This is a genomic window from Amycolatopsis circi (assembly GCF_003385235.1).
GTDB lineage: Bacteria > Actinomycetota > Actinomycetes > Mycobacteriales > Pseudonocardiaceae > Amycolatopsis > Amycolatopsis circi.
Genome location: NZ_PQIA01000143.1, coordinates 1 through 24,554 on the forward strand (window position 1 = coordinate 1; position 24,554 = coordinate 24,554).

Annotated in this window: 27 protein-coding genes and 1 pseudogene; 9 read left to right on the top strand and 19 right to left on the bottom strand. The window is 70.5% G+C overall.

Translation table 11 applies throughout. The features are described 5' to 3' along the window. A partial coding sequence (locus D0D37_RS38845) for an MFS transporter (RefSeq protein WP_208720391.1) occupies positions 1-996 on the bottom strand: 996 nt, incomplete at its 3' end. A gap of 1,004 nt (positions 997-2,000) precedes the next feature. On the opposite strand from D0D37_RS38845, the gene D0D37_RS38850 reads away from it, so the two are divergent. Both D0D37_RS38850 and D0D37_RS38855 read left to right on the top strand, forming a co-directional pair. Further along, positions 2,001-3,329 carry a HEAT repeat domain-containing protein gene (locus D0D37_RS38850; RefSeq protein ID WP_116205574.1) on the top strand — a complete coding sequence of 443 codons (1,329 nt, stop codon included), beginning with the start codon at positions 2,001-2,003 and terminating at the stop codon, positions 3,327-3,329. A gap of 101 nt (positions 3,330-3,430) precedes the next feature. Beyond that, on the top strand, positions 3,431-4,084 hold the full coding sequence (locus D0D37_RS38855) for a dienelactone hydrolase family protein (RefSeq protein WP_116205575.1): 654 nt from the start codon (positions 3,431-3,433) through the stop codon (positions 4,082-4,084). 24 nt (positions 4,085-4,108) lie between these two features. Here the strand turns inward: D0D37_RS38855 and D0D37_RS38860 are convergent, their stop codons facing one another. From D0D37_RS38860 to D0D37_RS38925, 14 genes are all read right to left on the bottom strand, one after another. After that, positions 4,109-6,202: a xanthine dehydrogenase family protein molybdopterin-binding subunit gene (locus D0D37_RS38860; protein ID WP_116205576.1), complete on the bottom strand. Its 2,094-nt coding sequence runs from the start codon at positions 6,200-6,202 to the stop codon at positions 4,109-4,111. After that, a complete protein-coding gene (locus tag D0D37_RS38865; RefSeq protein WP_116205577.1) occupies positions 6,199-7,203 on the bottom strand; it encodes an FAD binding domain-containing protein in 1,005 nt (334 codons plus the stop codon). Before D0D37_RS38865 ends, D0D37_RS38860 begins: the two co-directional genes overlap by 4 nt. After that, entirely contained in the window at positions 7,200-7,751 is a 552-nt protein-coding gene (locus D0D37_RS38870) for a (2Fe-2S)-binding protein (protein WP_116205578.1), read from the bottom strand. Before D0D37_RS38870 ends, D0D37_RS38865 begins: the two co-directional genes overlap by 4 nt. A 55-nt stretch (positions 7,752-7,806) precedes the next feature. Next, positions 7,807-8,025, bottom strand: a complete 219-nt coding sequence (locus tag D0D37_RS38875) for a gas vesicle protein K (RefSeq protein ID WP_425267011.1) — start codon at positions 8,023-8,025, stop codon at positions 7,807-7,809. Between the two features lie 113 nt (positions 8,026-8,138). Next, positions 8,139-8,351: a gas vesicle protein gene (locus D0D37_RS38880; RefSeq protein WP_244223828.1), complete on the bottom strand. Its 213-nt coding sequence runs from the start codon at positions 8,349-8,351 to the stop codon at positions 8,139-8,141. Continuing rightward, positions 8,318-9,070 carry a GvpL/GvpF family gas vesicle protein gene (locus D0D37_RS38885; RefSeq protein WP_162834698.1) on the bottom strand — a complete coding sequence of 251 codons (753 nt, stop codon included), beginning with the start codon at positions 9,068-9,070 and terminating at the stop codon, positions 8,318-8,320. The genes D0D37_RS38880 and D0D37_RS38885 overlap by 34 nt, the downstream gene beginning before the upstream one ends. Further along, positions 9,067-9,405, bottom strand: a complete 339-nt coding sequence (locus tag D0D37_RS38890; RefSeq protein WP_425267010.1) for a gas vesicle protein — start codon at positions 9,403-9,405, stop codon at positions 9,067-9,069. The genes D0D37_RS38885 and D0D37_RS38890 overlap by 4 nt, the downstream gene beginning before the upstream one ends. A 14-nt stretch (positions 9,406-9,419) precedes the next feature. Further along, positions 9,420-10,466, bottom strand: a complete 1,047-nt coding sequence (locus tag D0D37_RS38895; protein WP_116205581.1) for an SRPBCC family protein — start codon at positions 10,464-10,466, stop codon at positions 9,420-9,422. Continuing rightward, positions 10,459-11,058: a hypothetical protein gene (locus D0D37_RS38900; RefSeq protein WP_162834699.1), complete on the bottom strand. Its 600-nt coding sequence runs from the start codon at positions 11,056-11,058 to the stop codon at positions 10,459-10,461. The genes D0D37_RS38895 and D0D37_RS38900 overlap by 8 nt, the downstream gene beginning before the upstream one ends. Positions 11,059-11,071: 13 nt before the next feature. Next, positions 11,072-11,308 (bottom strand): gas vesicle protein GvpG, encoded by a 237-nt coding sequence (locus D0D37_RS38905; RefSeq protein WP_116205583.1) that lies wholly within the window; start codon positions 11,306-11,308, stop codon positions 11,072-11,074. Next, on the bottom strand, positions 11,308-12,036 hold the full coding sequence (locus tag D0D37_RS38910; protein ID WP_116205584.1) for a GvpL/GvpF family gas vesicle protein: 729 nt from the start codon (positions 12,034-12,036) through the stop codon (positions 11,308-11,310). Before D0D37_RS38910 ends, D0D37_RS38905 begins: the two co-directional genes overlap by 1 nt. Then, positions 12,033-12,470, bottom strand: coding sequence for a gas vesicle structural protein GvpA (locus D0D37_RS38915; RefSeq protein ID WP_208720395.1), 438 nt, complete (start codon positions 12,468-12,470; stop codon positions 12,033-12,035). Before D0D37_RS38915 ends, D0D37_RS38910 begins: the two co-directional genes overlap by 4 nt. 19 nt (positions 12,471-12,489) lie before the next feature. Then, a complete protein-coding gene (locus D0D37_RS38920; RefSeq protein ID WP_116205585.1) occupies positions 12,490-12,756 on the bottom strand; it encodes a gas vesicle protein GvpO in 267 nt (88 codons plus the stop codon). A gap of 262 nt (positions 12,757-13,018) precedes the next feature. Further along, entirely contained in the window at positions 13,019-13,933 is a 915-nt protein-coding gene (locus D0D37_RS38925; protein ID WP_244223829.1) for a hypothetical protein, read from the bottom strand. Positions 13,934-14,118: 185 nt separating this feature from the next. Here D0D37_RS38925 and D0D37_RS38930 point away from each other — a divergent pair, with 185 nt between their 5' ends. Continuing rightward, positions 14,119-14,862 carry a S1 family peptidase gene (locus tag D0D37_RS38930; RefSeq protein ID WP_116205586.1) on the top strand — a complete coding sequence of 248 codons (744 nt, stop codon included), beginning with the start codon at positions 14,119-14,121 and terminating at the stop codon, positions 14,860-14,862. A gap of 51 nt (positions 14,863-14,913) precedes the next feature. Here the strand turns inward: D0D37_RS38930 and ligD (D0D37_RS38935) are convergent, their stop codons facing one another. Genes ligD (D0D37_RS38935) through D0D37_RS38945 form a run of 3 tightly spaced genes read right to left on the bottom strand, consistent with a single transcriptional unit; the run spans position 14,914 to position 17,275 of the window. Beyond that, positions 14,914-15,777, bottom strand: a complete 864-nt coding sequence (gene ligD, locus D0D37_RS38935; RefSeq protein ID WP_116205587.1) for a non-homologous end-joining DNA ligase — start codon at positions 15,775-15,777, stop codon at positions 14,914-14,916. Beyond that, positions 15,774-16,718: a non-homologous end-joining DNA ligase gene (ligD, locus tag D0D37_RS38940; protein WP_116205588.1), complete on the bottom strand. Its 945-nt coding sequence runs from the start codon at positions 16,716-16,718 to the stop codon at positions 15,774-15,776. The genes ligD (D0D37_RS38935) and ligD (D0D37_RS38940) overlap by 4 nt, the downstream gene beginning before the upstream one ends. Beyond that, a complete protein-coding gene (locus tag D0D37_RS38945; protein ID WP_116205589.1) occupies positions 16,715-17,275 on the bottom strand; it encodes a DNA polymerase ligase N-terminal domain-containing protein in 561 nt (186 codons plus the stop codon). Before D0D37_RS38945 ends, ligD (D0D37_RS38940) begins: the two co-directional genes overlap by 4 nt. A gap of 112 nt (positions 17,276-17,387) precedes the next feature. Here D0D37_RS38945 and D0D37_RS46985 point away from each other — a divergent pair, with 112 nt between their 5' ends. The 5 genes from D0D37_RS46985 (at position 17,388) to D0D37_RS38970 (ending at position 22,543) form a co-directional block, all read left to right on the top strand. Beyond that, positions 17,388-17,543, top strand: coding sequence for a hypervirulence associated TUDOR domain-containing protein (locus D0D37_RS46985; protein ID WP_162834700.1), 156 nt, complete (start codon positions 17,388-17,390; stop codon positions 17,541-17,543). Positions 17,544-17,551: 8 nt separating this feature from the next. After that, complete coding sequence (locus D0D37_RS38955; RefSeq protein ID WP_116205591.1) at positions 17,552-20,047, top strand: ATP-dependent Clp protease ATP-binding subunit; 2,496 nt, start codon at positions 17,552-17,554, stop codon at positions 20,045-20,047. Between the two features lies 1 nt (position 20,048). Further along, positions 20,049-21,305 carry a cation:proton antiporter domain-containing protein gene (locus D0D37_RS38960; RefSeq protein WP_116205592.1) on the top strand — a complete coding sequence of 419 codons (1,257 nt, stop codon included), beginning with the start codon at positions 20,049-20,051 and terminating at the stop codon, positions 21,303-21,305. Between the two features lie 333 nt (positions 21,306-21,638). Next, positions 21,639-21,875, top strand: coding sequence for a hypothetical protein (locus D0D37_RS38965; protein WP_116205593.1), 237 nt, complete (start codon positions 21,639-21,641; stop codon positions 21,873-21,875). A 308-nt stretch (positions 21,876-22,183) separates the two neighbouring features. Next, positions 22,184-22,543: a hypothetical protein gene (locus D0D37_RS38970; protein ID WP_116205594.1), complete on the top strand. Its 360-nt coding sequence runs from the start codon at positions 22,184-22,186 to the stop codon at positions 22,541-22,543. A 408-nt stretch (positions 22,544-22,951) separates the two neighbouring features. Here D0D37_RS38970 and D0D37_RS38975 read toward each other — a convergent pair whose 3' ends face one another. Then, a complete protein-coding gene (locus tag D0D37_RS38975) occupies positions 22,952-23,893 on the bottom strand; it encodes a glycoside hydrolase family 43 protein (protein ID WP_116205595.1) in 942 nt (313 codons plus the stop codon). Between the two features lie 359 nt (positions 23,894-24,252). On the opposite strand from D0D37_RS38975, the pseudogene D0D37_RS38980 reads away from it, so the two are divergent. Then, a pseudogene (locus tag D0D37_RS38980) lies at positions 24,253-24,554 on the top strand (hypothetical protein); the annotation flags it as partial.

A 24,554-nucleotide genomic window follows, 5' to 3' on the forward strand; every position in this document is an offset into this window, starting at 1 on the left:
CGCCGACGCCGGCAGGTGGTAGGCGCTCGCCATTCCCGACAGGCCCCACAGCACAGCCGTCACCGCGAGTCCCGGCTGGAGCGCGCACACCACCAGCGGGACGCTGGCGGCCATCGCGAGCGGGCCGAGCAACCGCATCCGGACCGGCGACGGCAGGCGGGCCACGATCAGCATTCCGAGCACGGTCCCGGCCGGGCTCGCCGCCAGCAGCACTCCCACCGCCTGCGCGGATTCGCCGATCGACGCCGCATACGGCGCCGCCAGGCCCTCGACGGTGACGTAAAATCCAGCCACGCAAGCCAAACCCACCAGGGAACGCAGCCGCGGCGTCCGCGCGACGAGCGCCGTCCCGGCCCGCAGGTCGGTCCACCAGCGCCCCAGCCGAGTCCCTTGTGCGGCAGGCGAATCCGGCACGTCGGGAGCCGGTCGCGCGCGGATTCCGAACCGCACCGCCGCGGCCGACACCACGAACGTCGCGCCGTCGGCGATCAGCGCCTGACCGGGACCCAGGAACGCGACCAGCGTGCCGCCCGTGGCGAAACCGACGACCTGCGCCAACTGGACCACCGTGTCCAGAACGCCTTTGCCCAGCACGAATTCCTCGCCCGGCAGGACTGCCGCAGCAGTCGCCGCCCGCGCGGCGTTGCCTGGCGCCCCGGCCGCTTGGACCACTACCAGCAGCGCGGCCACCACAGGCAACGGCAGTGCGGGGATCGCCATGACCGTCACCAGCGCCGCGCGCACAAGATCAGCGGTCACCATGACCCGGCGGCGCGGCCAGCGGTCGGCCAGACCGGACAGCAACGGGCCGGCGAAAATCGACGGCACGTAGGTCAGGGCGTAGACGCCCGCGGTCCAGCCGGCGGAGCGGGTTCGGTCGAAGACCAGGAGCGACAACGCGACCCGGGCGAACTGATCGCCCGCGACCGACACCACCATGCTCGCGAACAGCGCCCGGAACTCCGCCCTGGCGAACACCTGCCGATACGTCGTCACCCGCCCAGCTTGGCCGATCATGGCTGGTCCGGCACACCCCCGCAAGCACGGGATCCGAGCTGGCGATTCCCTCGTCGATGGAGACTGGCCTCAAGCCGCAAGGGAGATGCTGATTCCGCGGTCTCCCCTCGGGACTTTGGGGAATTCGCAACGGTTGTCCGCTCGTAACATCGCGTCCGCCGATGTCGATCTTAGGGTCGGCCGGGCAGAGTTCCCGGTTCGACATGGGGGTGGACAAGTGTTCGCGGGTCTCGACGAGGTCGACTGGGCGCGGATGAGGCACGCGTACGGACCGGCGACCGAGGTCCCGGACCTGCTCCGGGGCTTGGTCTCGCCCGACCAGGCGGTGCGGGAGCGGGCTCTGGACGGCATGGAGGGCGCGGTCCATCACCAGTTGGACGTGTACGACTCCACGGTGGCGGCGATGCCGTACCTGCTGGAAGCGGCGGCCACGCCAGGACTGCCCGGCCGCGCCGAAGTTCTCCAGCTGGTGGCCAGCATCGGCGGTGTGGGGCTGAGCGAAACGCGCCCCGGCCCTGCCACGGAGGCAGCCCGGACGCTCGCGGCGGCAGGTCCGGTCCTGCTGGACTTGCTCGCGGACGCCGATCGGGAGGTGCGCCGGGCGGTCGCCGCGACTCTGCCCGGCTGCCGCGACGATCTGGCACGGGTGGCTTCCGCGGTACTGGCCCGGTTGGCGATCGAACCCGATGCCGAGGTTCAGGTAGCGCTCGTCGAAGCGGCGGGCGCACTGGGCAAGCGCGCGCGTGCGGGCGAAGCGCCGGGGGTGGCGGCCGAGGAGATCAGTACCGCGCTGGAGGCGCTGGCCGTCGGCTCGCAGTCCGGTCAGGTTCGGGTCGCCGCGCTGACCGAAAGCGTCCGCAGCGGGCCCGCGCAGGTGCCGTCGGGTGTCGTTGCCGCGCTCACCGCGTCGGTGGAGGCCGCTTACGCCGAGCAGCCGCCACCGCCACCGCCGGACCCGGTCAGCACCGACACGTTGCGGCGGCATGCTCCACCAGCGCATGCGGAGCGCCGGGTACGGCTCGCCGGCGCCGCACCTCGAGGACCTCCTCGTCAAGGTCAGCTGGGCTTTCGGGGACCGAGTCGCCGAGCGCCGGGCGTTCCTGGCGGCGCAACTGCGCGCCCGGGACTGGGCGCAGCGCTACGACGCTATGGTGCCCGCCCATCGGCTGTTGTTCGGCTGGCGAGGCGACCACAGCGAACTGGTCTCCCTCATCGGCGACCAGCTGGCCGATTCGCCGCCGCGGCTGCGCATACAGGCCGCCAGCACGTTGGCGATCATCGGCGAACTCGCCGCTCCGGCGGCGGACGCGCTGGCGGCTTGCGTCGAATCGTCGCCCCGCACCGGCGAATATCCCCCGGAAAGATCCCTGGCGTGGACAACGTCGAATCCGTACGGCGGAGCCCGGGTCAGCGAGGCGATCCGTGCGCTGTGCCGCATCGGCGACAGCCGGGCCGTACCGGTGCTGCGGTGGTTGTTCGAACAGGAACCGTTGCCGGCCTACCTCGATTCGCATGTCGCCGGACTGGGGCCGAAGGCGGCGGAACTGGCGCCGCTGATCCGGCACCGCTTGCGAACTCTTGCCACGAGCGCCGAGCCGAGGCCCGACCGAGCGCGAGAAACCTTGTACGGAGCCTTGGCTGCGATCGGGCCGGACGCGGCCGAAGCGGCACCGGAGGTCCTGGCCGCGCTGGGGTCGGATCCGGCACTGGCCGCGTCGATCCTGATCAAGATCGGTGCCGGTGCCGAAGCCGTTCCGCTGCTGCGACCACTACGGGAGGACCCGGACAGCCGGACCGCTGTCACGGCCGCGGCGGCGCTCTGGCCGATGGACGGGGACACCACGAGCGCTCTGCCGGTGTTCCTGCGGGCGTTGAGCGAGGACAACGATTTCACGGCCAGCGCTGCCGCCAGCGGGGTGCGAGACCTGGGCCCGGCCGCCGTCGACGCGATACCGGCGCTGCGTGCCCTGCTCGACCGGGACGACGAACGCGGGTGGCTGCACCAGAACGCCGCCATCGCGTTGTGGCGGATCACCGGCGATCCCGAGCCCGCGGTCGCGGTCCTGCAGTCGGTGTGGACGTGCGGCCGGCACCGCTGGCCCCACGTCGCGCGCGACCTTGTCGCACTCGGACCGGCCGCGGCCCCCGCCGCGCCGCTGCTGCGGGAGGCGCTCGCGTCGCCGCGCCGTTATCTCGTCGAACGGGTCGCCGAGTCCGATGACGGCTTGGGCAACGACCTCGACATCGCCGGTGACGAAGCCTTCCAGCGCGACAGCCGCACGGTGCTCGCCTTGGTCGACGGCGGCGCCTGATCTTGCTTGGCCGGCGGAGGAACTTCGGGACGCGAATGCCCCGCCTGTTTGGTCGCCGCCCTGCCGGGATAACCGGGTCCGAATAGAGGCAGGAGGAAGTCATGACGGAGCCGTTCGAGGTCGGTACCGGGACGTCGTCGGCCGAGGGAGATTTGACGGTTCCGGCCGATGCCGTCGGAGTCGTGGTCTTCGCGCACGGTTCGGGCAGTTCGCGACGCAGCCCGCGCAACCAGGCGGTCGCGCGGACCTTGCAGGACCACCGCTTCGCGACGCTGCTGTTCGACCTGTTGAGCGCCGACGAGGACCACGACGAGCAGCGGTTCGACATCGGGCTGCTGCGGGACCGGCTGCTGCGTGCGCTGGACGAACTCCGCCGCCATCCCGAGACCTCCGGACTGCCGGTCGGGCTTTTCGGGGCCAGCACGGGAGCCGCCGCGGCGCTGAGCGCGGCAGCGGCCCGGCCGGACGTCGTGCGGGCGGTGGTTTCCCGGGGCGGCCGGGCGGACCTGGCCGACGACGTCCTGCCGGAAGTGCGCTGCCCGGTGCTGTTGATCGTCGGCGGGCAGGACGACACCGTGCGCAGGCTGAACAAGGCCGCCGCGGGCCGGTTGCCCGGCGATCGCGAACTGGTGGTGGTGCCGGGAGCCGGGCACCTGTTCGAGGAGCCCGGAGCGTTGGAGCAGGTCGCCGAGGCGGCCGCCGGGTGGTTCAACCGGCATCTGCCGGACAGCGGTGACCACGCCTTCGTCTTGTGACGAGGACCGCGCTCGAGTTTGGTACTACCGCGTCCCGCCAGGCAGCCCAGGCAGCAGCTTGTCGAGCGTGATCGGCAGCTCCCGCACCCGGACCCCGGTGGCGTGATGGACCGCGTTGGCGATCGCCGCCGCGGTGCCGACGATGCCGATCTCGCCGATTCCCTTGCTGCCCATGGGATTGAGGTGCGGATCGGTCTCGTCGAGCCAGTCCGCGCGCAGGTCTTCGACGTCGGCGTTGGTCGCGATGTGGTACTCGGCGAGGTCGTGGTTGACGACGTGCCCGAACCGCGGGTCGAGGACGCTGTTCTCGTGCAACGCCATCGACAGGCCCATGGTCATGCCGCCGAGCAGCTGCGAGCGCGCGGTGACCGGGTTGACGATCTGCCCGACGTCGAACGTGCCGTGCAGCCGCGACACCCTGACCTCGCCCGTATCGGCGTCGACCCGCACCTCGGCGAACTGCGCGCCGAACGCGTACATGGAGTAGTGCTCCGCGGCCGGGTTTTCCGGGGTGTCGGCCTGGGCTTCGTCGCCGTCGCCGGGGTCGGAGCCGTACTTTTCCCGGAACGCCCGCGCGGCCGCGACCACGGCTGAGCCCCAGGAAGCGGTCCCGGTGGAGCCGCCGGCCACCGTGGCGTTCGGGAAGTCGGTGTCGCCGATCCGGACGTCGACGGAGTCGGCGGGCACGTCCAATGCGTCCGCCGCGATCTGCGGCAGGATCGTCCACGCGCCCGTTCCCAGGTCGGCCGCGCCGATTTCGACGGCGTAGCGGCCCTTTTCGAACCGGATCGTCGCGCGCGAGCCGGGCATCCGCTTCGCCGGGTACACCGAGGCCGCGACGCCGCTGCCGACCAGCCACGGCCCGTCGCGGCGGACGCCCGGCCGCGGGTCGCGTTCGTTCCAGCCGAAGCGTTCGGCTCCGGTGCGCAGGCACTCGACCAGGTTGCGGCTGGAGAACGGGAGACCGGTTTCGGGGTCCCGCTCCGGTTCGTTGCGGACGCGGAGTTCGACCGGATCGAGGCCGAGTTCCGCGGCGAGTTCGTCCATCGCCACTTCCGGGCCGAACATGCCCGGGCACTCCCCCGGCGCGCGCATCCACGACGGCACGGGCACGTCGAGACGGGAGAGCCGGTGGCTGGTGGCCCGGTTCCGGGCGGCGTACATCATCCGGGCAGGCGCCGCGCTCTGCTCGGCGAACTCCTTGATCCGCGAGGTCTGCTCGACGACGTCCATCCCGATCGACTCCAGCCGCCCGTCGCGGCCGGCGCCGAGGCGGACACGCTGGATCGTCGGCGTGCGGTATCCGGCCAGGCTGAACATCTGCTGCCGGGTCAGCGCGAGCTTCACCGGACGGCCCGGCACCGTCCGGGCGGCCAGTGCGGCGAGCACGACGTTGGCGTGCGGCATGCCCTTCGAGCCGAAGCCCCCGCCGATGTACGGGCAGATCACCCGGACCCGTTCGGCGGGCAGGCCGAACAGCTTCGCCACCGTGGACCGGACCGGATGCACGCCCTGGGTGGAATCCCACAGGGTCAGAACTTCCCCGTCCCACAAGGCCGTCGTCGTGTGCGGTTCGAGCGGGTTGTTGTGGTACATCGACGTCGTGTAGGTCTGGTCCACTGCCACGGCGGACTCGGCCTCGATGTCGCCCTCGCTCGTGTCGGTCGCGAAGCTGGGGTTGACCTTGTCCGGCTTGTACAAATCCGGATCGTCGGCGGTGAGCCGGGCGTGGAAGGGATCAGTTTCGTAGTGCACGTCGACGAGTTCCGCCGCGTGCCGCGCGGTCTCGGAGGACTCCGCCAGGACGAGCCCGATCACCCGGCCGCGGAACGGTATTTCGCAGTCCTGCAGCACCGCGAGTTCCGCGTCGTCGGTGTCGGCGAGCCGCTCGGCGGTGAAGGGAGTGATCAAGCCTCGGACGCCGTCGAGAGCTTCGGCTTCGACGGCGCTTATCCGCAGGCAGCGACCGCGAGCGATGGCCGCCTGAACCGGATGGCAGTACAGCGGTGCTTCGACGGGGTGTTCGTAGGCGTAGGGCGCGGTTCCGGTGACCTTCGCCGGGCCGTCGCGGCGAGTGAACCCGCGTCCGATCGCTCGGGGTTCCAGCAGTCCGGTCATCGGTCGCGCTCCTCGGCGGTCAGGTCGCGCAGCACCGCGGTCAGGGTGCGCGCGGCGAGCGGGATCTTGAACGCGTTCCCTCCGTCGAGGCCGTCCAGCGCCGTGGCCTCCGCGAGTTCGGCGTCGGCTGCCGCGTGGAAGACGTCGTCGCTGGGCCGGGCGCCGCGGAGGACCTGCTCGGCCCGCTCGGCTCGCCAAGGTTTGTGCGCCACGCCGCCGAAGGCGATCCGGACTTCCTCGATCACTCCGTCCGCAATGGACAGTCCAACCGCGACAGATACCAGCGCGAAGGCATAGGAGGCTCGGTCGCGCACCTTGCGGTAGGCCGACCGGCGCGACCAGGCGGTGGCGGGCAGCGTGATGTCCGTGATCAGTTCGCCGTGCTCTAGCACAGTGTCGCGCTCCGGATGCTCGCCCGGAAGCCGGTGCAGGTCCACGAAAGGCAGCGTTCGCTCCCCCGACGGGCCGATCACGTGGACGCGCGCGTCGAGCATCGCCATTGCGACCGCCATGTCCGACGGATGCGTCGCGACGCACTGGTCGGACGCGCCGAGGATCGCGTGATGGCGCGTGTAGCCGCCTAGGGCTGAACAACCAGAACCGGGCGACCGCTTGTTGCACGGGGTCGTGACGTCCTGGAAGTAAACGCATCGCGTGCGCTGCAACGGGTTTCCGCCGACGGTGGCCATGTTCCGCAGCTGCGGCGACGCCCCGGACAGCAACGCTTCGGCCAGCACCGGATACCGGTCCCGGACCCGCTGGTCGGCCGCGAGGTCGCTGTTGCGGACGCCCGCGCCGATCACCAGCCCGCCGTCTTCGTCGCGGATTTCGGTCGACATCAAGCCGGTCACGTCGACAAGGCGATCCGGCCGCGCCACCCCGAGCTTCAAGTGGTCGACAAGGTTGGTGCCGCCGGCGAGGAACATCGCGGACGGCTCGGCCGCCACCGCCGACACTGCCTCGGCCGTCGTCGCCGGTTTGCCGTATGCGAACGGCTTCATCGCTGTTCTCCCGCCTCGCGAACCGCCGCGACAATTCCGGCGTAGGCACCGCAACGGCAGAGGTTCCCGCTCATTCGCTCGGCGATTTCCTCGTCGGTCCACTGCGGAGCGGCGGTGACCGGCTTGGTGACATGGCTGGGCGCGCCGTCGCCGAACTCGCTGAGCAGCCCGGCTGCCGAACAGATCTGACCCGGCGTGCAGTAGCCGCATTGGAACGCGTCATGGTCCACAAACGACTGTTGCAGCGAGTGCAGCTCACCGTCCTCGGCCAAGCCGGCGGCGGTCGTCACCTCGGTGCCGTCGCAGGACAACGCGAGCGTCAGGCAAGACAGCACTCTGCGACCGTCGAGCAGAACCGTGCACGCCCCGCACTGGCCGTGGTCGCAGCCCTTCTTGGCGCTGTAGTCGCCGAGTTGCTCCCGCAGCAGGTCGAGCAGGGTGCGGCGCGGATCGACGGTCAGCCGATGCGCGGTCCCGTCGACGCGCAGCGCGATCGTCCGGACCGCACTGGCGGTGTCCGGCATGGTTTCCGTCTCGCCCGGTCGCATACCGCCGCCATACCCGCTTGTCCCGGCGTCAAACCTCCGGCGGCGCTTTCCCTGGTCAGAGAAGGGTTCCCAACGGGCCGAGGTCGAGGTTCAAGTCCGCTGCGGAGAGTCCGTACCGGTCGCGCAGCTCGGTCAGCCGCTGTTCGAGCAGCATCAGGGTCAGGCCGAGCCGCTCCTCCTGTTGCTCGGTCAGGCCGCCCTCCTCGACGCGGCGCAAGGCCTGGCGTTCCATCAGCTGCCGGAGCAGCTCGACGATCGTCAGGACCAGCTTCATCAGGTCGCGTTCCACCGAATCGGCGTCGGTCTCGAGGCGAGTGGGCAGCGCGCTGGCCGCGTCGCGGAGGGCTGCTCCGAGGGCTTGTTCGACCTCCTGCATCGTCGCTCCTTTCACCAGGGCGCCGGACGGTCTTCGCGGACCGAGGTGATCAGCGCGCGCAGCGAAATGCGCACCAGGTCGACCTCGGCGACCGACAGCACCAGGTCGCCGGTCAGCACCACACCGCCGGCGAGCAGCCGGTCCAGCAGGTCGACCAGCGCGAGCCGGTCGGTTTCCTCCACCGCGGCGGTCACGAGATCCCCGCGAAGGAATACGGGGCCCACGGGCCGGTGACCTCGACCTCGATTCCGGCCGCCTCCGATTGCCGCAGTCGCGCGATCTGCGCCAGGAACTGCTCGCGGCCGGTGTTGGGGACCAGGCAGGCCAGGTTGAGGACGTTGCGGTCAGTCCGGCCGGTCAAGGCGGGATCTTGGTTGCGATGCCGGTGGATGTCCGCGGAGAGCTGCGTGAGTTCCCGTTCGATCCGTTCGGCGACACTGGCTGCCTCGTCCGTCCGCGCGTCCCGTGCTTGGCGTTGCCGGAGTCGTTGCCGCAGGTAGGAGCGTCCGTCGGCGGGCGGTTCCGCGGGCGTCTCCGGTGCGCCGGAATCGCGGATCGAGGCGAATACTTTGACGCCCCATTCGGCATGGTCCCGGACCCGATTTAACGCCGCCGAGAATTGCGCGGAATGCTCAGCGAGCATTTCGCGCACCCGATGCTCGTCCCGGTAGATCGTCGCCATTCGCAGCGGCAGCACGCCCGTGCGACGGCTCGCCTCGTCCACGACGGCGTTGTGCGCGCGAGCGATTTCCTCAAGCCACGGAAGGTGTTCCAGATTGGCCTGCAACGCGCTCTCGTCGAACTCCTCCTCCGGGACCGGACTGACCAGCGCGGTCAGTCCGGTCCCGGAGATGGCGGAGACGGGACGGTCACGGAGCCCGGTCATGCCTGCCACCGGGTTCTCCTCCGCGAATTCGGCGACTGCGTAGCAATACCAGCTCACTGTTCCGCTCGCTCTCCCCGCGCGAGTTCGAGTTGCGCGCGCAGTCGTTCGTTCTCCTCCACCAGATCCTTCCGCCGCGAGCCCGACGACAGGGACGGATCGTGCTCCCACCAGTCGATGCCCATCTCCTTGGCCCGGTCGACCGACGCGACCAGCAACCGGACCTTGATGGTCAGCAGCTCGATGTCGAGCAGGTTGACCTGGATGTCCCCGGCGATCACGATCCCCTTGTCCAGCACCCGTTCCAGGATGTCGGCAAGGTTCGCGCCGCCGCCGGAGCCCGCCGGGCGGGACACGCCGCGCGGCATCGCCGCGGACAGGCCGGACTCGCTCATCTGCTGCCTCCTCGTCACCGCGCCGAAACTGCCCGACGGCGGCGAGGCCGCTCTTCCTCGGGCTCGGCGTCGTCTTCGTCGACGTCTTCCTCTGCTTCCTCGTCGACGTCTTCGGGTTCCTCTTCGGTGAATTCCTCTTCGTCCTCGGGCTCGCCGCCGGTGTCCTCCTCGTCGCGCGGTTCGTCCTCGTGCGAGTCGTCTTCGTGCGAGTCGTCCTCGTCCTCGCGCACCTGCTCGGGGCTGCGCACGACCTCGCCGTCGCGGATCTCGCCGCGCCAGCCGTCGCCCGACGCCTGCCCGGCCATGGTGATGAACCGGCGGAAGTGCTTGAGGTCCAGCCGCGCCCGGCGGCCTTGGGCCCGCCAGATGTTGCCGGTCTTTTCGAACAGCCCGGACGGGTAGTACTCGATGACCAGCAGGACCTTCGTCAGGCTCGGGGCGAGTTCGTGGAAGGTCACCACGCCTTTGATCGTGCCCTTGGCTCCGTCGGTGGTCCACGCGATGCGTTCGTCGGGGATCTGTTCGGTGACCGTGGCCTTCATCGACCGGTTCGACCAGAAGATCTTGAACCGCCACTGCGAAGTGGTGTCGTCGGTCTGCTCGGCGCTGGTGACGCCCTTGGTGAAACTGCTGAACTTCTGGAATTCGGTCCACTGGTCGTACGCCTCGCGGATCGGCACGCCGACGTCGATGTCCTCGATGATGTTGATGACCTTCTTGCCGCCGGAACCTCCGCCCCGTTTGCCGAACAGACCCGACACGGAGTTCTTCAAGGCTTTGCCGCCGGCCTCCACGACCGCTTTGACCGGGGATTTCCCTTCGGCGATTTTCTCGCCCGTGCTGAACAATCCTTTCAGCGAGCCGCCGCCGCCGGCGTCGGCCAATCGCCGGGAGGCCTCTCCCAGTTTGGTGCCCGCCGAGGACATCACGTGTTCGACCTTGGCCTGCGCGTACTCCTCGCCGGCGTGCAGCAGTTGCTCTGTCGCCGGATTGCGCGAGGCCAGTTCCCGAAGCTTCGCCAAGGGTCCGATTTCGTCGTCGCCAGAACGGGATTCAGCCACGGTTCGCCCCCGTAGTGCCGGAGGAACGTTTCTGCGTACGGCCGCCGGAGGACGCCCGTTTCCGCGACGCCGAACCCGAAGAACCGCCGGACGTCTTGCGCGCGGGCTTGCGATCCCCCTGGGACGCGCTGCGCGATTTCGTCGTACGGCTGCGAGTGCGCGGCCGGGTACTGCTTTCTTCGGCAGCGTCGTCCTCGCTCTCGTCGCCGTCGTCCGGCTCCCGATCGTGCGAGTCTTCCGCGTCTTCGTCCTTGCTGCTGCCCCCGACGGGAAGACCGGCGGCCTTGTCCCGCAGGTTGTCGGTGTGGTCCTGCAGCGAACCGGCCAGCCGGCCCGCCTGATGAGTCAGGATGTCCGCGGCCAGGGTCTTGCCCGCTCCCAAAACCTCGTCCCGCACCTGGTCCCGCACCCCGGCCAGTTCGGGCGACGAAGCCAGTTCGTGCGTGACGTCCGAGAGCAGCTTCTTCGGGTCCAGATTCAGTTTCTTCCCGACGAGCCACGCGCCCATGGTGATGGCCAGTTTGGCTTTCTTCCGTCTTCCGAGCACGTATCCGCCGACCACGGCGGCCGCGACCTTCATTCCCGGTGTCATCTGTTCGCTCCGTTCATCCGGCAACCCCCCGGTCGAATTCTTCGAGCAGATCGAGTATTTCGTCTTCCCTGCGGTCGAACTCCTCCTCGCTGATCCCGCCGGCCAGCAGTTCCCTTTCCAGGGCGACCAGTTCTCGCTGCAACTGCGCGACGTACTCCTGCTCGGCGGCTTCGACGACCTGTTCGGTCACCCAGAAAACGCCCCGCGCCGGCGCCAGCGGAAGCAGGAGAAGCTCGCCGAGCAGTCCCACTACTGCTCCTCAGTGAAACTGTAGGGCGGCAACGGTCCCTGCGCGCGGACCTCCGCGACCTCTTCGACGAGGGCCGTCAACCGCTGCACCGCGTCCTGGAATTCGGGCACTTTCTCCTTGGGCACCAGGAACGAGCAGTTGAAAAAGCACCCGTCGACCCGTGGACCGGGAGAATGTTCGGTCGCCAGCGGAAGCAGGTAGCCGAGAATCGCGTCGGCGTCCTCGGCCTCGCGCACCTCCAACCGGCCCGCGACCAGCTCGCCGAACCGGACCTGGTCCGCTTCGCCACGACCGGCGTCCTCCCGCAGGCTCGCGGCCAGATGCCGGATTTCCTCGTCCCCGGCGAGAATCTGGCCGAGGACGACCTCTTCCCGGTGCGAGACTTTGACGTTCATCTCCACGTGTCCGCGAACGCGTTGCAGGACAGCCGTGTACACCTCGGCTTTGGCGGCGATCTCGTGCGCCACCGCCGTATCGTCGTCGGCGACGACACCGAAGCGCATCGGCAACGTCGGCCCGCTGTCGCACAACGCCTGCAAGATCTCTTGGTGCGCAAGCAAATCCCGCCGCTTCGCCCGCAGCTCGCCTTCGACGTCTCCGACTACCGCGCTGAGTTCGTCCCCGGCAGGCAGCACCCGCGCGGGGGCCGACGACGGTCCGACGCCGCGCAGACCGCCCACCTCGGCGGGATGGTCGGCGAACGTGATGCCGTACAGATAAGTGCTCATTCGCTCGACCTCGTGCTGCTGCGCCGGCTGCGGCTGCGGGGCCGCTCCTCAGCCTCTTCTCCGTCCTTGTCGCTGGACTTCTGGAACTGTTCGGCGAACGTCTCGACCGCACCGGTCAGCGCGCCTTTGGACTTTCCTTTGGCACCTTTCTCGGTCACCTCGCCCAGCAGATCGGGCAGCGTCGTGGCGCTCGAAGCACGGGTGAGGTCCAGCCGGTTGCAGGCCTCGGCGAACCGCAGATAAGTGTCCACACTGGCCACCACGATCCGCGCGTCCACGGTGAGCAATTCGATGCCCACCAGCGAAACCCGCACGAAAGCGTCGATCACCAGGCCCTTGTCCAGGATCAGTTCGAGAATGTCGTAGAGGTTTCCGGTCCCCGGCCCGCGCTGCAGCTGACTGCCCGAGCCCGACCGTCCGGTCGCCATGGTCATGAAATCCCCTTTCCCTTCCTCACGCGTCGGTCTGGCCGCGCGCGTAGCGCCGCACCTGCTCGTAGCCGAGGAAGTCGCCCTCCGCGCCGACCCGGACGCAGTACGTCGCCATCAGGCTGGTGGTGTCCGGAACCCGTTCCAGCTCAAGCACTTCCACCAGCAGCTTCCATCCGTCCCCGTCCTTGGTGAACGCCGACACGGACTCGATGTCCTTTTCGGTCAGCTCCTCGAATACCGCACGCGCGTCGCGCATGAGGCTCGCGGGCGACCGGCGGTCCTCAGCCATGCCGCCTCCAGCCGTCGTCGCGTCCGCTGTCGCCAAGCCGATGAAACATGTGGTGTCGGCTACCCGGGTGACCCCGGCCAAAACTGGCTACTCGTCAGGAAAATCGGAAATTGGGCCGAACAGCGCAGCGCCGCCCCGCCACTCAGCGGAGAATCGGACTCTCCGTAGCCGTCCGCAAGCGAAGCGCTCCGCCAAGGCGCGACGCACCGTCCACGAAGGACCCGGCTTCGGTGTCCTCAGTGGATCGCGAACGGTGACCGAATCACCATCGCCAGCGCATTCCGTGAATTCCCGGCCCCTGCCCGGTCCGGATCGCGTGGGCGGGCACGCCGGACCGCACCCGCACCGCCGCGGTCTCCAGCTCCGGCCCCGCGGGCGAATCCTGCCGGTACGACACGCATTCCACGGGCAGCGCCGCCGGGTCGAAGTGCACTTCCAGCAAGTGTTCCGCCACCGGAAGCCGGAAACGCCGGTCGTACCGCGAGTCCGGTTCCTCGTCCCGGAACGCGAACCGGTACTCCACGATCGCCGTCTCGCCCGGCGCCAGCGGATGGTCCAAGACCAGCTCCGTCACCGAGAACGCCTGCTCCGGCGTCGTCCGCACGATCCCCGGCCGGCAATACCGCGCCGACACCAGCTCCGGCGACTGACCCGGCGTGAACCCGCGCAGCGCCACGATCCGCACGAACGCCGGTTCGTCCAGCGCTCGCAGCACTTCTCGCACGTGAAGGCCGCGCATCCGTCCCCCGGCGTCGACGCGCAGCGTCTCGTGCACGCTGACCGATTCCGGCGAAGAGTCCTCGAACGAGTTCAGCACCATCGGGAGCAGGCTGCGGTTCTCCCACAACCGGTCCCACCGCGCCGCCCGTGGGGCCGGGGCGCCGGTGCGCGGCCGGTCCAGCAGCGCGCGCAACGCACCCGGCGGCACGTCCAGCACCGGCTCCAGCAAAGCGAGTGCCCGCAAGGATTCCGGCCGCTCCGGACGGCTGCGGCCGGTGCGCCACGAGCTGAGCGTGGTCGTGCTGACCGGCACGCCGGACCCCGCGAGCCGTTCGCGCAACCGCGCCAGGCCCAGGCCGCTGCGCTCGATCGCCAGCGAGAGGGCGCGCTCGAACGGCCCTTCGGCCAGTGCCTCGGCCAGCTGCTCCCGGGCCGGAGCCGAGGCGAACAACCGCATTTCGCCCCTCCTGGAAAAAACGGACTGAGACGGATTCTCGGCACTGCTTCACCGGTTGGCAACCCGCCGAAAGTCGCGTCGCCGCCGCTTGTCCGGCACGGGCGTTTCGGCGGATTCCGGAGCAGGGCCGCGCTGCTTACGTTCGAAAGCGTCCCCCATCGGAAACGTCTTCCCCAAGGAGCGACATGCGCGCACTCTCCCGGGCCCTCGCCGTGTTGACCGGTTCCTGCGCGGTGCTCGGCGCGTTCGCCGTGACCCCCGCGTCCGCGAGCCCCGCCACGCCGGACGCCCAGCCGTCGATCATCGGCGGCAGCACCGCGCAGAACCCCGGCTACATCACGCGCTTCAACGGCCACGCCAACGGCTACACCTTCTTCTGCACCAGCACCCTGATCGGCAGCCGCTGGGTCCTCACCGCGAAGCACTGCATGTACGACAACAACGGGCAGCGGCTCACCGACATCGACCTGTACATCGGTTCCAACAGCGCCAGCGGCGGCGTGCACGCGAAGGCCTCTTCCACCTACGTCTACTCCGGCGGCGACTTGGCGCTGATCAAGCTGAACACCGACGGCGGCAGCACCTTCGCCCGCCTCGCCAGCAGCTCCGACGACGCGCAGGAGGGCGACAGCGCCACCGTGTACGGCTGGGGCGCGACGCAGAGCAGCGACGAGGGCCACCACCAGTCGAGCGTGCTGAAGAAGGCCGTTGTCACAATCTCGAACACTCAGGACAGCGACAACTCCGGCGGTCCCGCGATCACGGCGAGCACCCCGAACGGAGCCGTGGCCGGCGGCGACTCGGGCGGCCCGATGGTCGACGGCGGCGTCCAGGTCGGCGTGTGCTCGACGAGCGACCGCTCCAGCAACACGACCTATGGCAGCGTGGCCGCCGGTCGAGACTGGATTCAGCAGGTCGCCGGGGTCTGACGCGGCACCGCGCCGGAGGACTTCCGTTGTGCGCACCCCTCCGGCGCGGGCTCAGCCGAGCTTTTCCAACGCCTTCTCCGCCGACCCGGCGTCCTTCCCCATCCCCCGCCACGGGTCGTCCTTGCGCGCCAGCCGCCGGTGCAGCTTGTCCGGGCCCCAGCCGTTCGGGTCGGCCTTGCCGAGTTCCGTCCAGTCCAGCGGGGTCGCGGAGGCCGCGCCGGGGCGGGCGCGCAGGGAGTACGGGGCCACGAACGTCTGGGCGTAGCCGTTGCGGTTCGCGTCGACGAAGACGCGGTCGCCGCGCTGGTCCTTGCGTTGCGCGGTAGTGAGGCGATCCGGGTCCGCGTTCGCGATGCGGTCCGCTAGGGCTCGCGAGAGTTCCAGGACGACGTCCGTCGTGGCTGTCGCATCGAGGGGTGCCACGACGTGGAAGCCGCGGCCGCCGGTGGCCTGCAGGTACGCGGCGAGGCCGGCGTCGGCGTAGTGGTCGCGGATGCGGCGGGCCGCGGTGCGCAGGTCGGCGACGTCGGTGCCGTCCGGCGGGTCCAGGTCGAGCACGAGCAGGTCCGGCTTCTCCGGTGCGTCCACAGTGGACAGCCAGACGTGGAACTCCACCGTGCCCTGGTCGGCCAGGTACAGCAGGGAATCCTCGTCGTCGCACACGACGTACTCGTCGGTTCCGCCGCCGCGACGGGGCACGCGTTCGGTGCGCAGCCACGACGGGAAGTGCTCGCTCGGGTGCTTCTGGAACCAGCCTTGGGCCTCGATGCCGTCCGGGTAGCGCCGCAGCGTGAGCGGGCGGCCGCGCAGGTGGGGCAGCATCGCGGACGCGACCGTACGGTAGTGCTCGACGACGTCGCCCTTGGTGAGGCCGTCGTCAGGGTAGAACACCTTGTCGGCGTGGGAAATTTTCACGGGCGCTCCCGGATCACGTCGGACGGTTTCTTGTCCTCGCGCAGGCCGCTGAACCGCGGATGGCGCAACCGGCCGTCGCGGGTCCACTCGGAGAAGCCGATCTGGGCGACCAGGTCGGGCCGCACCCAACGCGCCCCCGGTTCGCGCACCTGGTCGGCGAACGGCGAGCGGTCGGTTTCGCGCCGGGTCAGCTCGGCATGCAACGAGGTCAGAAGCCGGTGGTCGAAGCCGGTGCCGACCTTGCCCGCATACCGCAGCCGCCCCTTCTCGTGGTAGCCCAGCAGCAGCGCGCCGAAGCCGACCCGGCTGCCCCGCGGCGCGGTGAACCCGCCGATCACCATCTCCTGTCCCTGCTGGCACTTGAACTTCAGCCAGTCCGGCGAGCGGCCGTGGTGATACGGCGCGTCGGCGCGTTTCGCGATCACGCCCTCCCAGCCGCGGCGGCACGCCTCCTCGAAGTACTTCTCCCCCTCGGTGTTTCGGTGCGCCGACAGGCGAAGCGGACCGTCGAAGGCGAAGGCGTCGCGCAGGATCGCCTTGCGCTGGCGCAGCGGGAGCGACGTGGTGTCGCGCTCGTCGTAGTACAGAAGGTCGAACAGGTAGTAATACACGCGCACGCCGGTCGCGCGGGCGCGCGCCGGATCGGTGAGGTGGATGCGCGGCTGGAGTGCGGCGAAACTGGTCTGGTCACCGTCGAACGCGACGATCTCGCCGTCGGCGACAAACCGCGGGCCGCCTTGCGCGGCAAGGGCTTCCACGATCTCCGGGTACGCGTTGTCCATCACCTTGCGGTTGCGGGAGTACAGCGTGGGGGTGCCGCCGTCGCGCACGCAGATGGCGCGCACCCCGTCGAGCTTGCGCTCGTAGATCCAGTCCTCGTCGGAGAAGCGGCGGTCGGTGAGCGTGGCGAGGGTCGGCTCGCGCCAGCCGGGACCGGTCATTCGAGGTCCCGGTTGGTGCGGCCGGTGAGCACGGATTCGAGCTGCGTCTTGGCGGGCTTGCGGCGGCGGTCGGCGCCCTCGTCGTCCTTTTTGATCAGCAGCCACTGCTCCTGGCCGGACGAGTCGCGGCGGATCAGCGAGAAGCTGCCGCGGAGCTTCTCGCCGTGCAGGCCGACCTTGAGGTGCCCGTCGGCGAGGGCTTGTTCGGCGGAGTCTTCGGTGAGCACGTCGAAGGTGCCGGTGTCCCACACGATCACGGTGCCGCCGCCGTACTCGCCGGCCGGGATAGTGCCCTCGAAGCGGGCGTAGTCGAGCGGGTGGTCCTCGGTGCGGATGGCCAGCCGCCGGTCCGAGGGGTTCAGCGACGGTCCTTTCGGCACCGACCACGAGACGAGAACCCCGCCGATCTCCAGGCGGAAGTCGAAATGCAGGCTGCTCGCGTCGTGCCGCTGGACGACGAACACCGGTTCGGCGTTCCCCCGGCCCCCGCGCGGTTCAGGCGTCCGGCCCGGGTCGCGTTTGGCCCGGTACTCGGCCAGCCGGTCCTTCGAGGACATCCCACCACCTCCGACCGCCCGGATGCCCCGCCTCCGGAACCGCGAAACGTGGGGCCGGCCTCGGGCGGGTGACCAGGCGCGTAACCGCCCCGGGAGCGGGAACCCCGGCGGCATGACGTCGCCGGACGACCCGCGGTGCCCGGTCCGCAGCGAGAAGACCGGCAAGACCGCGGCGCACCGGCCGGACGCGATCCGTCCGGCCGGGCAGCCCGTTTTGCCGTCGCGGCCGGCGGGTAAGCGGACTCCCGACCCCGATTCCGAGATGTGAGCGTTCCGATGACCGGATTTTTCCCGCCCGGGCAGGGAAACAGCCCGTTCGACCAGTTCCTGTCGCAGTTCTTCGGCCAGGCCGCGCCCGGCCGCCGCGGGTACTCGGTCGACGTCTCGCGCCTGCTCAACGACCAGGCCCGCGGGCTCGTCGCGGAGGCGGCGGACCGCGCGGGCGAGTGGGGCGCGCGGCACGTCGACACCCAGCACCTGCTGTGGGCCGCGACCCAGCTGCCGGCCACCGCGCAAGCCCTGACCCGCGCCGGGGTCGACCCGGCCAAGGTCGCCGAGCGCATCGAACGCGACCACGCCGCGACCGGCGAAACCGCGGCGACCGCTCTGGCGCCGGGCGCGAAGCGGACGCTGATCGACGCCCACCAGCTCGCCCGCGGCCTCGGCTCGCCGTTCATCGGCCCGGAGCACCTGCTCGCCGCGCTCGCCGCCAACGAGGAGTCCGAAGCGGGCCGCATCCTGCGCGAAGAGGGCGTGACCACCGACCGCCTCCGGCAGGACTACTCCGCGGACAGTCCAGCGACACCGCCGTCACCGCTGCAGGAGACGCCGACGCTCGCCCAGTACGGCGAAGACCTCACCGCCCGCGCCCGCGAGGGCCGGGTCGACCCGGTGATCGGCCGCGACGACGAGATCGAGCAGACCGTCGAGGTGCTTTCCCGCCGCACCAAGAACAACCCGGTGCTGATCGGCGAAGCGGGCGTCGGCAAGACCGCGATCGTGGAGGGCCTCGCGCAGCGGCTCGCCGACGACGACGTGCCCGACATCCTCAGCGGCCGCCACGTCGTGCGGCTCGACCTCACCGCGATGGTCGCCGGCACGCGCTATCGCGGCGACTTCGAGGAGCGGATGTCCGCGCTGCTCAAGGAAATCCGCGAGCACGGCGACCAGCTGATCGTGTTCGTCGACGAGCTGCACACGATCGTCGGGGCCGGCGCGAGCGAGGGCAGCGGCGGCCAGGGCGCCGGGAACATGCTGAAGCCGGCGCTCGCGCGCGGCGAGCTGCACATCGTCGGCGCGACCACGCTCGACGAGTACCGCACCGGCATCGAACGCGATCCGGCCCTGGAACGCCGGTTCCAGCCGATCCTGGTGCCCGAGCCGACCGTCGAGGACGCCGTGTCGATCCTGCACGGCCTCCGCGACCGCTACGAGGCCCACCACCAAGTCCACTACACCGACGACGCGCTGCGGGCGGCCGTCGACCTGTCCGACCGCTACCTGACCGAGCGCTTCCTTCCGGACAAGGCGATCGACCTGATCGACCAGGCCGGAGCGCGCGTGCGGCTGCGTGCGCGGACCAGGCCCGACGGCGAGCGCGAGCTGCAGGGCCGGTTCGACCAGCTGCAGCGCGAGAAGGACCAGGCCGTCGCCGAGGAAGATTTCGAACGCGCGTCCTCGCTGCGCGACGAGGCCGCCGAGCTGCGGAAACGCCTCGAGCAACACGTCGAGCGGCCCGGCGGCCCGGTGGAGGTCACCGACGCGGACATCGCCGAGGTCGTCTCCCGGCTGACCGGCGTGCCCGCGGCGAGGCTCACCGAGACCGAGCGGGAACGCCTGCTGAACCTGGAAGAGCACCTGCACGACCGCGTGATCGGGCAAGACGACGCCGTGCGCGCGGTCGCCGAGGCGGTGCGGCGGTCCCGCGCCGGGCTCGCGGAGCCCGACCGGCCGTTCGGCAGCTTCCTGTTCCTCGGCCCCACCGGCGTCGGCAAGACAGAACTCGCGCGGGCGCTGGCCGAGGCGCTGTTCGGCGACCAGGACAGCATGGTCCGCATCGACATGAGCGAGTATTCCGAACGGCACACCATCAGCAGGCTGATCGGTTCGCCGCCCGGGTACGTCGGGTACGAGGACGCCGGGCAGCTCACCGAGGCCGTACGACGCCGGCCGTACTCCGTCGTGCTGCTCGACGAGGTCGAGAAGGCACACCCGGACCTGTTCAACGTGCTGCTCCAGGTCCTCGACGACGGCCGCCTCACCGACGGCCGCGGCCGCACGGTCAACTTCGCCAACACCGTGCTCATCATGACCAGCAACCTCGGCTCGGACCTGGTCGGCAGCTCGACCAACGGCGCGCTCGGCTTCGTCCAGCCCGCCGACGGCGGCGACCAGCTGCGCGAACGGCTCCTGCGGCGGCTGCGCGAATCGTTCCGCCCGGAGTTCCTGAACCGGATCGACGAAATCGTCGTCTTCCGCCGCTTGGAGGCCGACCAGCTCGACCGGATCACGGAACTGCTGCTGGAGCGCACGAAACGGCGTGCCCACGCTCAGGGCCTCACCGTCGAGTTCACGCCGGAGGCAGTGCGGCGGATCAGCGAACTGGGCTACGAACCGCAGTTCGGCGCGCGGCCGCTGCGGCGGGCGATCCAGCGGTACGTGGACAACCCGCTGTCGAGCCGGCTGCTGTCCGGCGACGTCGCCTCCGGCACCGTGGTCCGCGTGGACGCGGGCGACGAGGGACTCCGCTTCGACACCTCAGCGACCGCCTGAGGTGCCGGCTCTCCCGCTGCTGTTCGGCGTCGCCGGGCTTCTCGCGCTCGCCGCGGCCGTGCTGCCGAAACTGGTCGCCGACCGCCCGTTCTCCACCCCGCTGGTGATGCTGGTCGCCGGGCTCGTGCTCGGTCTGCTGCCGCTGCCCTACATCGGCGACTGGGCCGCGCCCGCCGAGCACTCGGACGTCGTGGAATCCTTCACCCAGCTCGGGATCGTGCTCGCGCTCGCGGGCACCGGCCTGTCCGTGGACCGGCCGTTCGGGCTGCGCAAGTGGAGGTCGACGTGGCGGCTGCTGTTCCTCGCGATGCCGCTCTCGATCGCGGCGGTCGCGCTGCTCGGCTGGTGGTGGCTCGGCCTCGGCCCCGCCGCCGCGCTGCTGCTGGGCTCCGCGCTCTCCCCGACCGACCCCGTGCTGGCGGGCGACGTCGGGGTCCCGGCGCCCGGTTCCGACCCGGACCTGGCGCGGGACAACGAGATCCGGTTCACCCTCACCACGGAAGCAGGCCTCAACGACGGTCTCGCCATGCCGTTCGTGCTCGTCGCGCTGCTGCTGGCCGGCACGCACGTGTCGATCGGCGCCGACGTGCTGCTGCCGCTGCCGATCGGGGTGCTGACCGGGCTCGTCGTCGGCTGGCTGCTGGCGTGGACGTTCTTCCGCATCCCGTCGTCGCGCTTCCGGCTGGCGGAATATTCCGACGGGTTGGTGTTGCTGGCACTGGCCTTCCTGCCGTTCGCGGTGGCGGAACTGCTGCACGGCAACGGTTTCCTCGCCGTGTTCACCGCCGCGGTGTGCGTGCGGACCAGCGAGCGCTCGCACGGCTACCACGACGTGCTGCACACCTTCGGCCGCCAGCTCGAACGGCTCTTCGTCGCCATCACCCTGCTGGGACTGGGCCTCGCCCTCGGAGACGGCCTGCTGCGCGGCATCACCCCGCTGGAAGTCCTGTTCGCGGTGGTCGCGGTCTTCGTCGTCCGGCCGCTGACCGGAATCGGTTCGCTGATCCGCTCCACCGCCCATGGACGCGCCGCGCTCGCGATCGCGTTCTTCGGCGTGCGCGGGATCGGAACGCTCTACTACCTCGCCTACGGACTTCACCAAGCCGACCTGCCCGGAGCCGAGCAGCTGTGGCGGGTCGGCGCGCTGGCCGTGGCGCTTTCCGTGCTGCTGCACGGGATACTGGCCGAACCGGTGATGCGCCGGGTCGAGGAGCGCGGGGCGCACGTGCCTCGCCACCCGCCGGACGAGACCGGGTAGTTCCGCGACTGCTGAACACGGGAATCCGGCGCGGTGAAAGCCACCGCGATTTCTTCCAGCCGAGAAATAAAGCCGACCGGGTATCTTACCGCGCCCGGCGCGAATGCGGCCGTTCGGCCCCGCTCGTCGCGAGTTCGCCTTGCTGGCAAGGAAAACCGCCGGGGGACTCCCCCATTGGGTTACGTAAATCCCGGTCAGGGAATCGCGACCCGACACGATGGTGGAACGAAGTGGAAACCGCTTGCCTCCCGCCGCTAGGTTTCACCACGCACCCCGGCTGACGGATCACCCCGTTCGCCGACGCGACCGTCAATCCTTCAGGAGCGACCCCTCATGCTGAAGAAAACCGGTTTCGCGACGGGCACCGTCGCGGCCGGAACCCCTGGCCGCCGCCGCGGAAACGGCCCGGACGACACCGGCGTGCCGCACCCCGTCGACGGCACGCTCCGGCTCTGCGGCAGCGACCCGACCGTGGCCCGCGTCCCGATTCGCCATTCGCCCGGCAGCGTCGGCGCACCGGTTCGGCTGCCGGGTGTGCGCACCGCGGTCGGCGGCGGCCAGCACCACTGAGCCTTCGCGCCCGGCCGCCCACGGAAGGCGGGCGAGGCGCGGAGTCCGGCGGTTCGCCTCCGCGTCGTCGCGGCCCGCTCAGGCCGGGACCTGCCCGACATTCCCGGGCCGGCCCAGGCGGGTCGCGACGCGGGGCGACCCCGGCAGGGGCGGGGCCGGTGCAGCACTGCCCAGGGGCGCACCGGTCCCGCACCGAGCACGAACGAGCGTCACCGCAATCACCGGCCGCCGCGCGGGATTCGCCGCGGCCGGACCCGTTTCTTCCCGCCGAATCGCGGCGGGATGTTGTTGGCAAGGAGTTCTCACCAGTGATCAAGCAGCTCGGTTTCGTCGCCACGGCTCTCGCCGCGGGAATGGCCATCGTCGGCGGGTCGGCTTCCGCGGCCGGGGCCGCGGGGGCGGGCGGCCCGGACGGCCACGGCCACGGCGGCGGCCAGGTCGGTCTCGGCAACGTGCACAACCTCGACGCGGTGCACAACCTGAACCTCGTCGGCGGGGTGTGCGACAACAACGTCAACGTGCTCGGCGTGCAGGTCCCGGTGCGCGACGTCGCGCAGGGCCTCAACGTGCCGGTGCTGTCCCCGGGCGAGAACGGGGCCGCGGGCAAGACGCCGTACAACTGCGCTTCCGGCACCATCGTCGACGGCGGGTCGGATCAGGGCCACTGACCATCGCGGCACAGCGGCCGCCGCGGGAGCACCTGCCCGCGGCGGCCGCTGCGCTGGCATCCGGGGGTGCGACGGGTTTCTCGCCGGACGAGGTCGCCGCGCGATCACTCAGCTCCACCGTCCCCGCAGGCAGCGTCAACCGAGCTGTCAACGACGGCTCAGGTCAGAGCCACTGACCATCGCACGACACCGGCGCCGGGGCTGCGCGGAGGTTCCCCCGCCGCGCAAGGTCGCCGCCCGATCACTCAGCCCCGCCGTCCCCGCGGTGAGCATCAGCCGAGCTGTCGACGGCGGCTCGGGTCACTGATCATCACACGACACCGGCCCCGGAATCCGGGGCTGCGCGCGGGTTTCCTCCCCGGACAAGGCCGCCACGCGATCACTCAGCCCCCGTCCCCGCGGCGAGCGTCAACCGAGCTGCGGGACGTCGCCGGGGAAACTGATCGGCATCCGGTACAGGCCGCGGGCCTGCCGCCCGCCGTTCAGCCAGCCGTGGAAGTAGATGTTCCCGTCGACCACGTCGGCGCCGCCCGGTCCGTCGACCGCGCCGCCGAGCCGCTCGGTGGAGAGAAACGGGGCGTCTGCCTTCACGAACGTGCCCGCGAGAGTCGGCGCCGTGGCGTAACCGGTGTGGTAGCCGGAACTCTGGAACGTGTCGGCGGAGTAGAAAAGCACGTACCGCGACGGCGTCCGCACCATCGCGGGCGCCTCGACCACGTTCTTCTCCGAAGCGAGGTCGGCGCGCAGCAGTTCCGTGCGGGGGCCGGAAAGCGTCCGCCCGTCCGGGCTCAGCTTCTGCGACCAGATCGCCGCCGGCGGGCCGGAGGCCGCGCCATTCCCCTTGTACAGCAAGTACCGGGCGCCGTCGGAGTCGAGGAACGTCTGCGGATCGATGTCGCCCTCGTCGGCGGGAACGCAGACGAGCGGCTGGTCGCCGTCCGGCTGGTACGGGCCCGCGGGCTGTGCGGAGGTCGCCGTGCCTATGCACATCGGCCCGTTCGGGAGGCGGTTCGCGGCGAAGTACAGCACGAAGTTTCCGTTCGCCGTCTCAGTGACGTCCGGAGCCCAGAACCCGCCGTCCGGCTTCGCCCACTTCGGCACGGAGGCGAGCGCGTCGCCGACGATCCGCCACGGGCCCTCCGGCGCGGGCGCGCTCGCCACCGGGATCTTCCCGGAGCCGGTGGTCGTCGAGAACGCGAAGTATCCCGAGCCCGTCTTGACGACGTCGGGGTCCGGGAAGTCCTGTCCCAGCAGAAGCTGAGGCGCGCTGGCCGCTGAGGCGGCCGGGCAGTGGGCGAGGCTCAGGAGAACGGCGGCGAGCGCGGCGCCGGCCCGGCGTAGGGAGCACATGGTCTCGATTGTCTTTGCCCGCTAACGGCATCGCCCGCCCGCGGCGGGGTTGCCACTGGGAAGGGTGTACGCCGCCCGTCCCGATCCGGTGAACCGCAAGGAAAAATCCGTCACCCTGGCGTGAAAGGCGTTTTACCTTGCCGGGAAAGAGGGTTCCCAGGTCGGCTCCGGTTTTCCGGCGCGGCCGGGCGGAAGCGCAGGCACCCGGGCGGGCGGATCGGTTTCCGCGGGCCGCAATTCGCGCGGCGCCAGGGGTAACGTCAGTCCGGCCGGCACGACGCCCGGCCGTCCCAGCGCTCGTTCGCGGCACCACTTCTTTCATTTCGGGCGCTTTCCCCTTGGAAAGGAAACGAACTGTCATGTCGATGAAACGGACGTTGCTGTCCGGGCTGATCCTCGCTCCGCTGTGCCTCGCACTGCCCGGTACCGCGGTCGCTGCCGCCGGCCCCGGCGAAACGCTGCCGCTGACCACCGGCTGGTGGCCCAACCAGTCCAGCAGCGAGGAAGAGTCGGCCGTGTTCGCGGGCGCCGGCGGCGCGGGCGTGCTCCACCCCGAGTCCGGGGTCGACGAGTGCGGCAACCTGTGGAGCGAGCACGACGGCAGCCTCGCGGGAATCGGCGGCGCCGCCGTGCTGCACGGGTCGCAGCAGGCGAGCGGTGA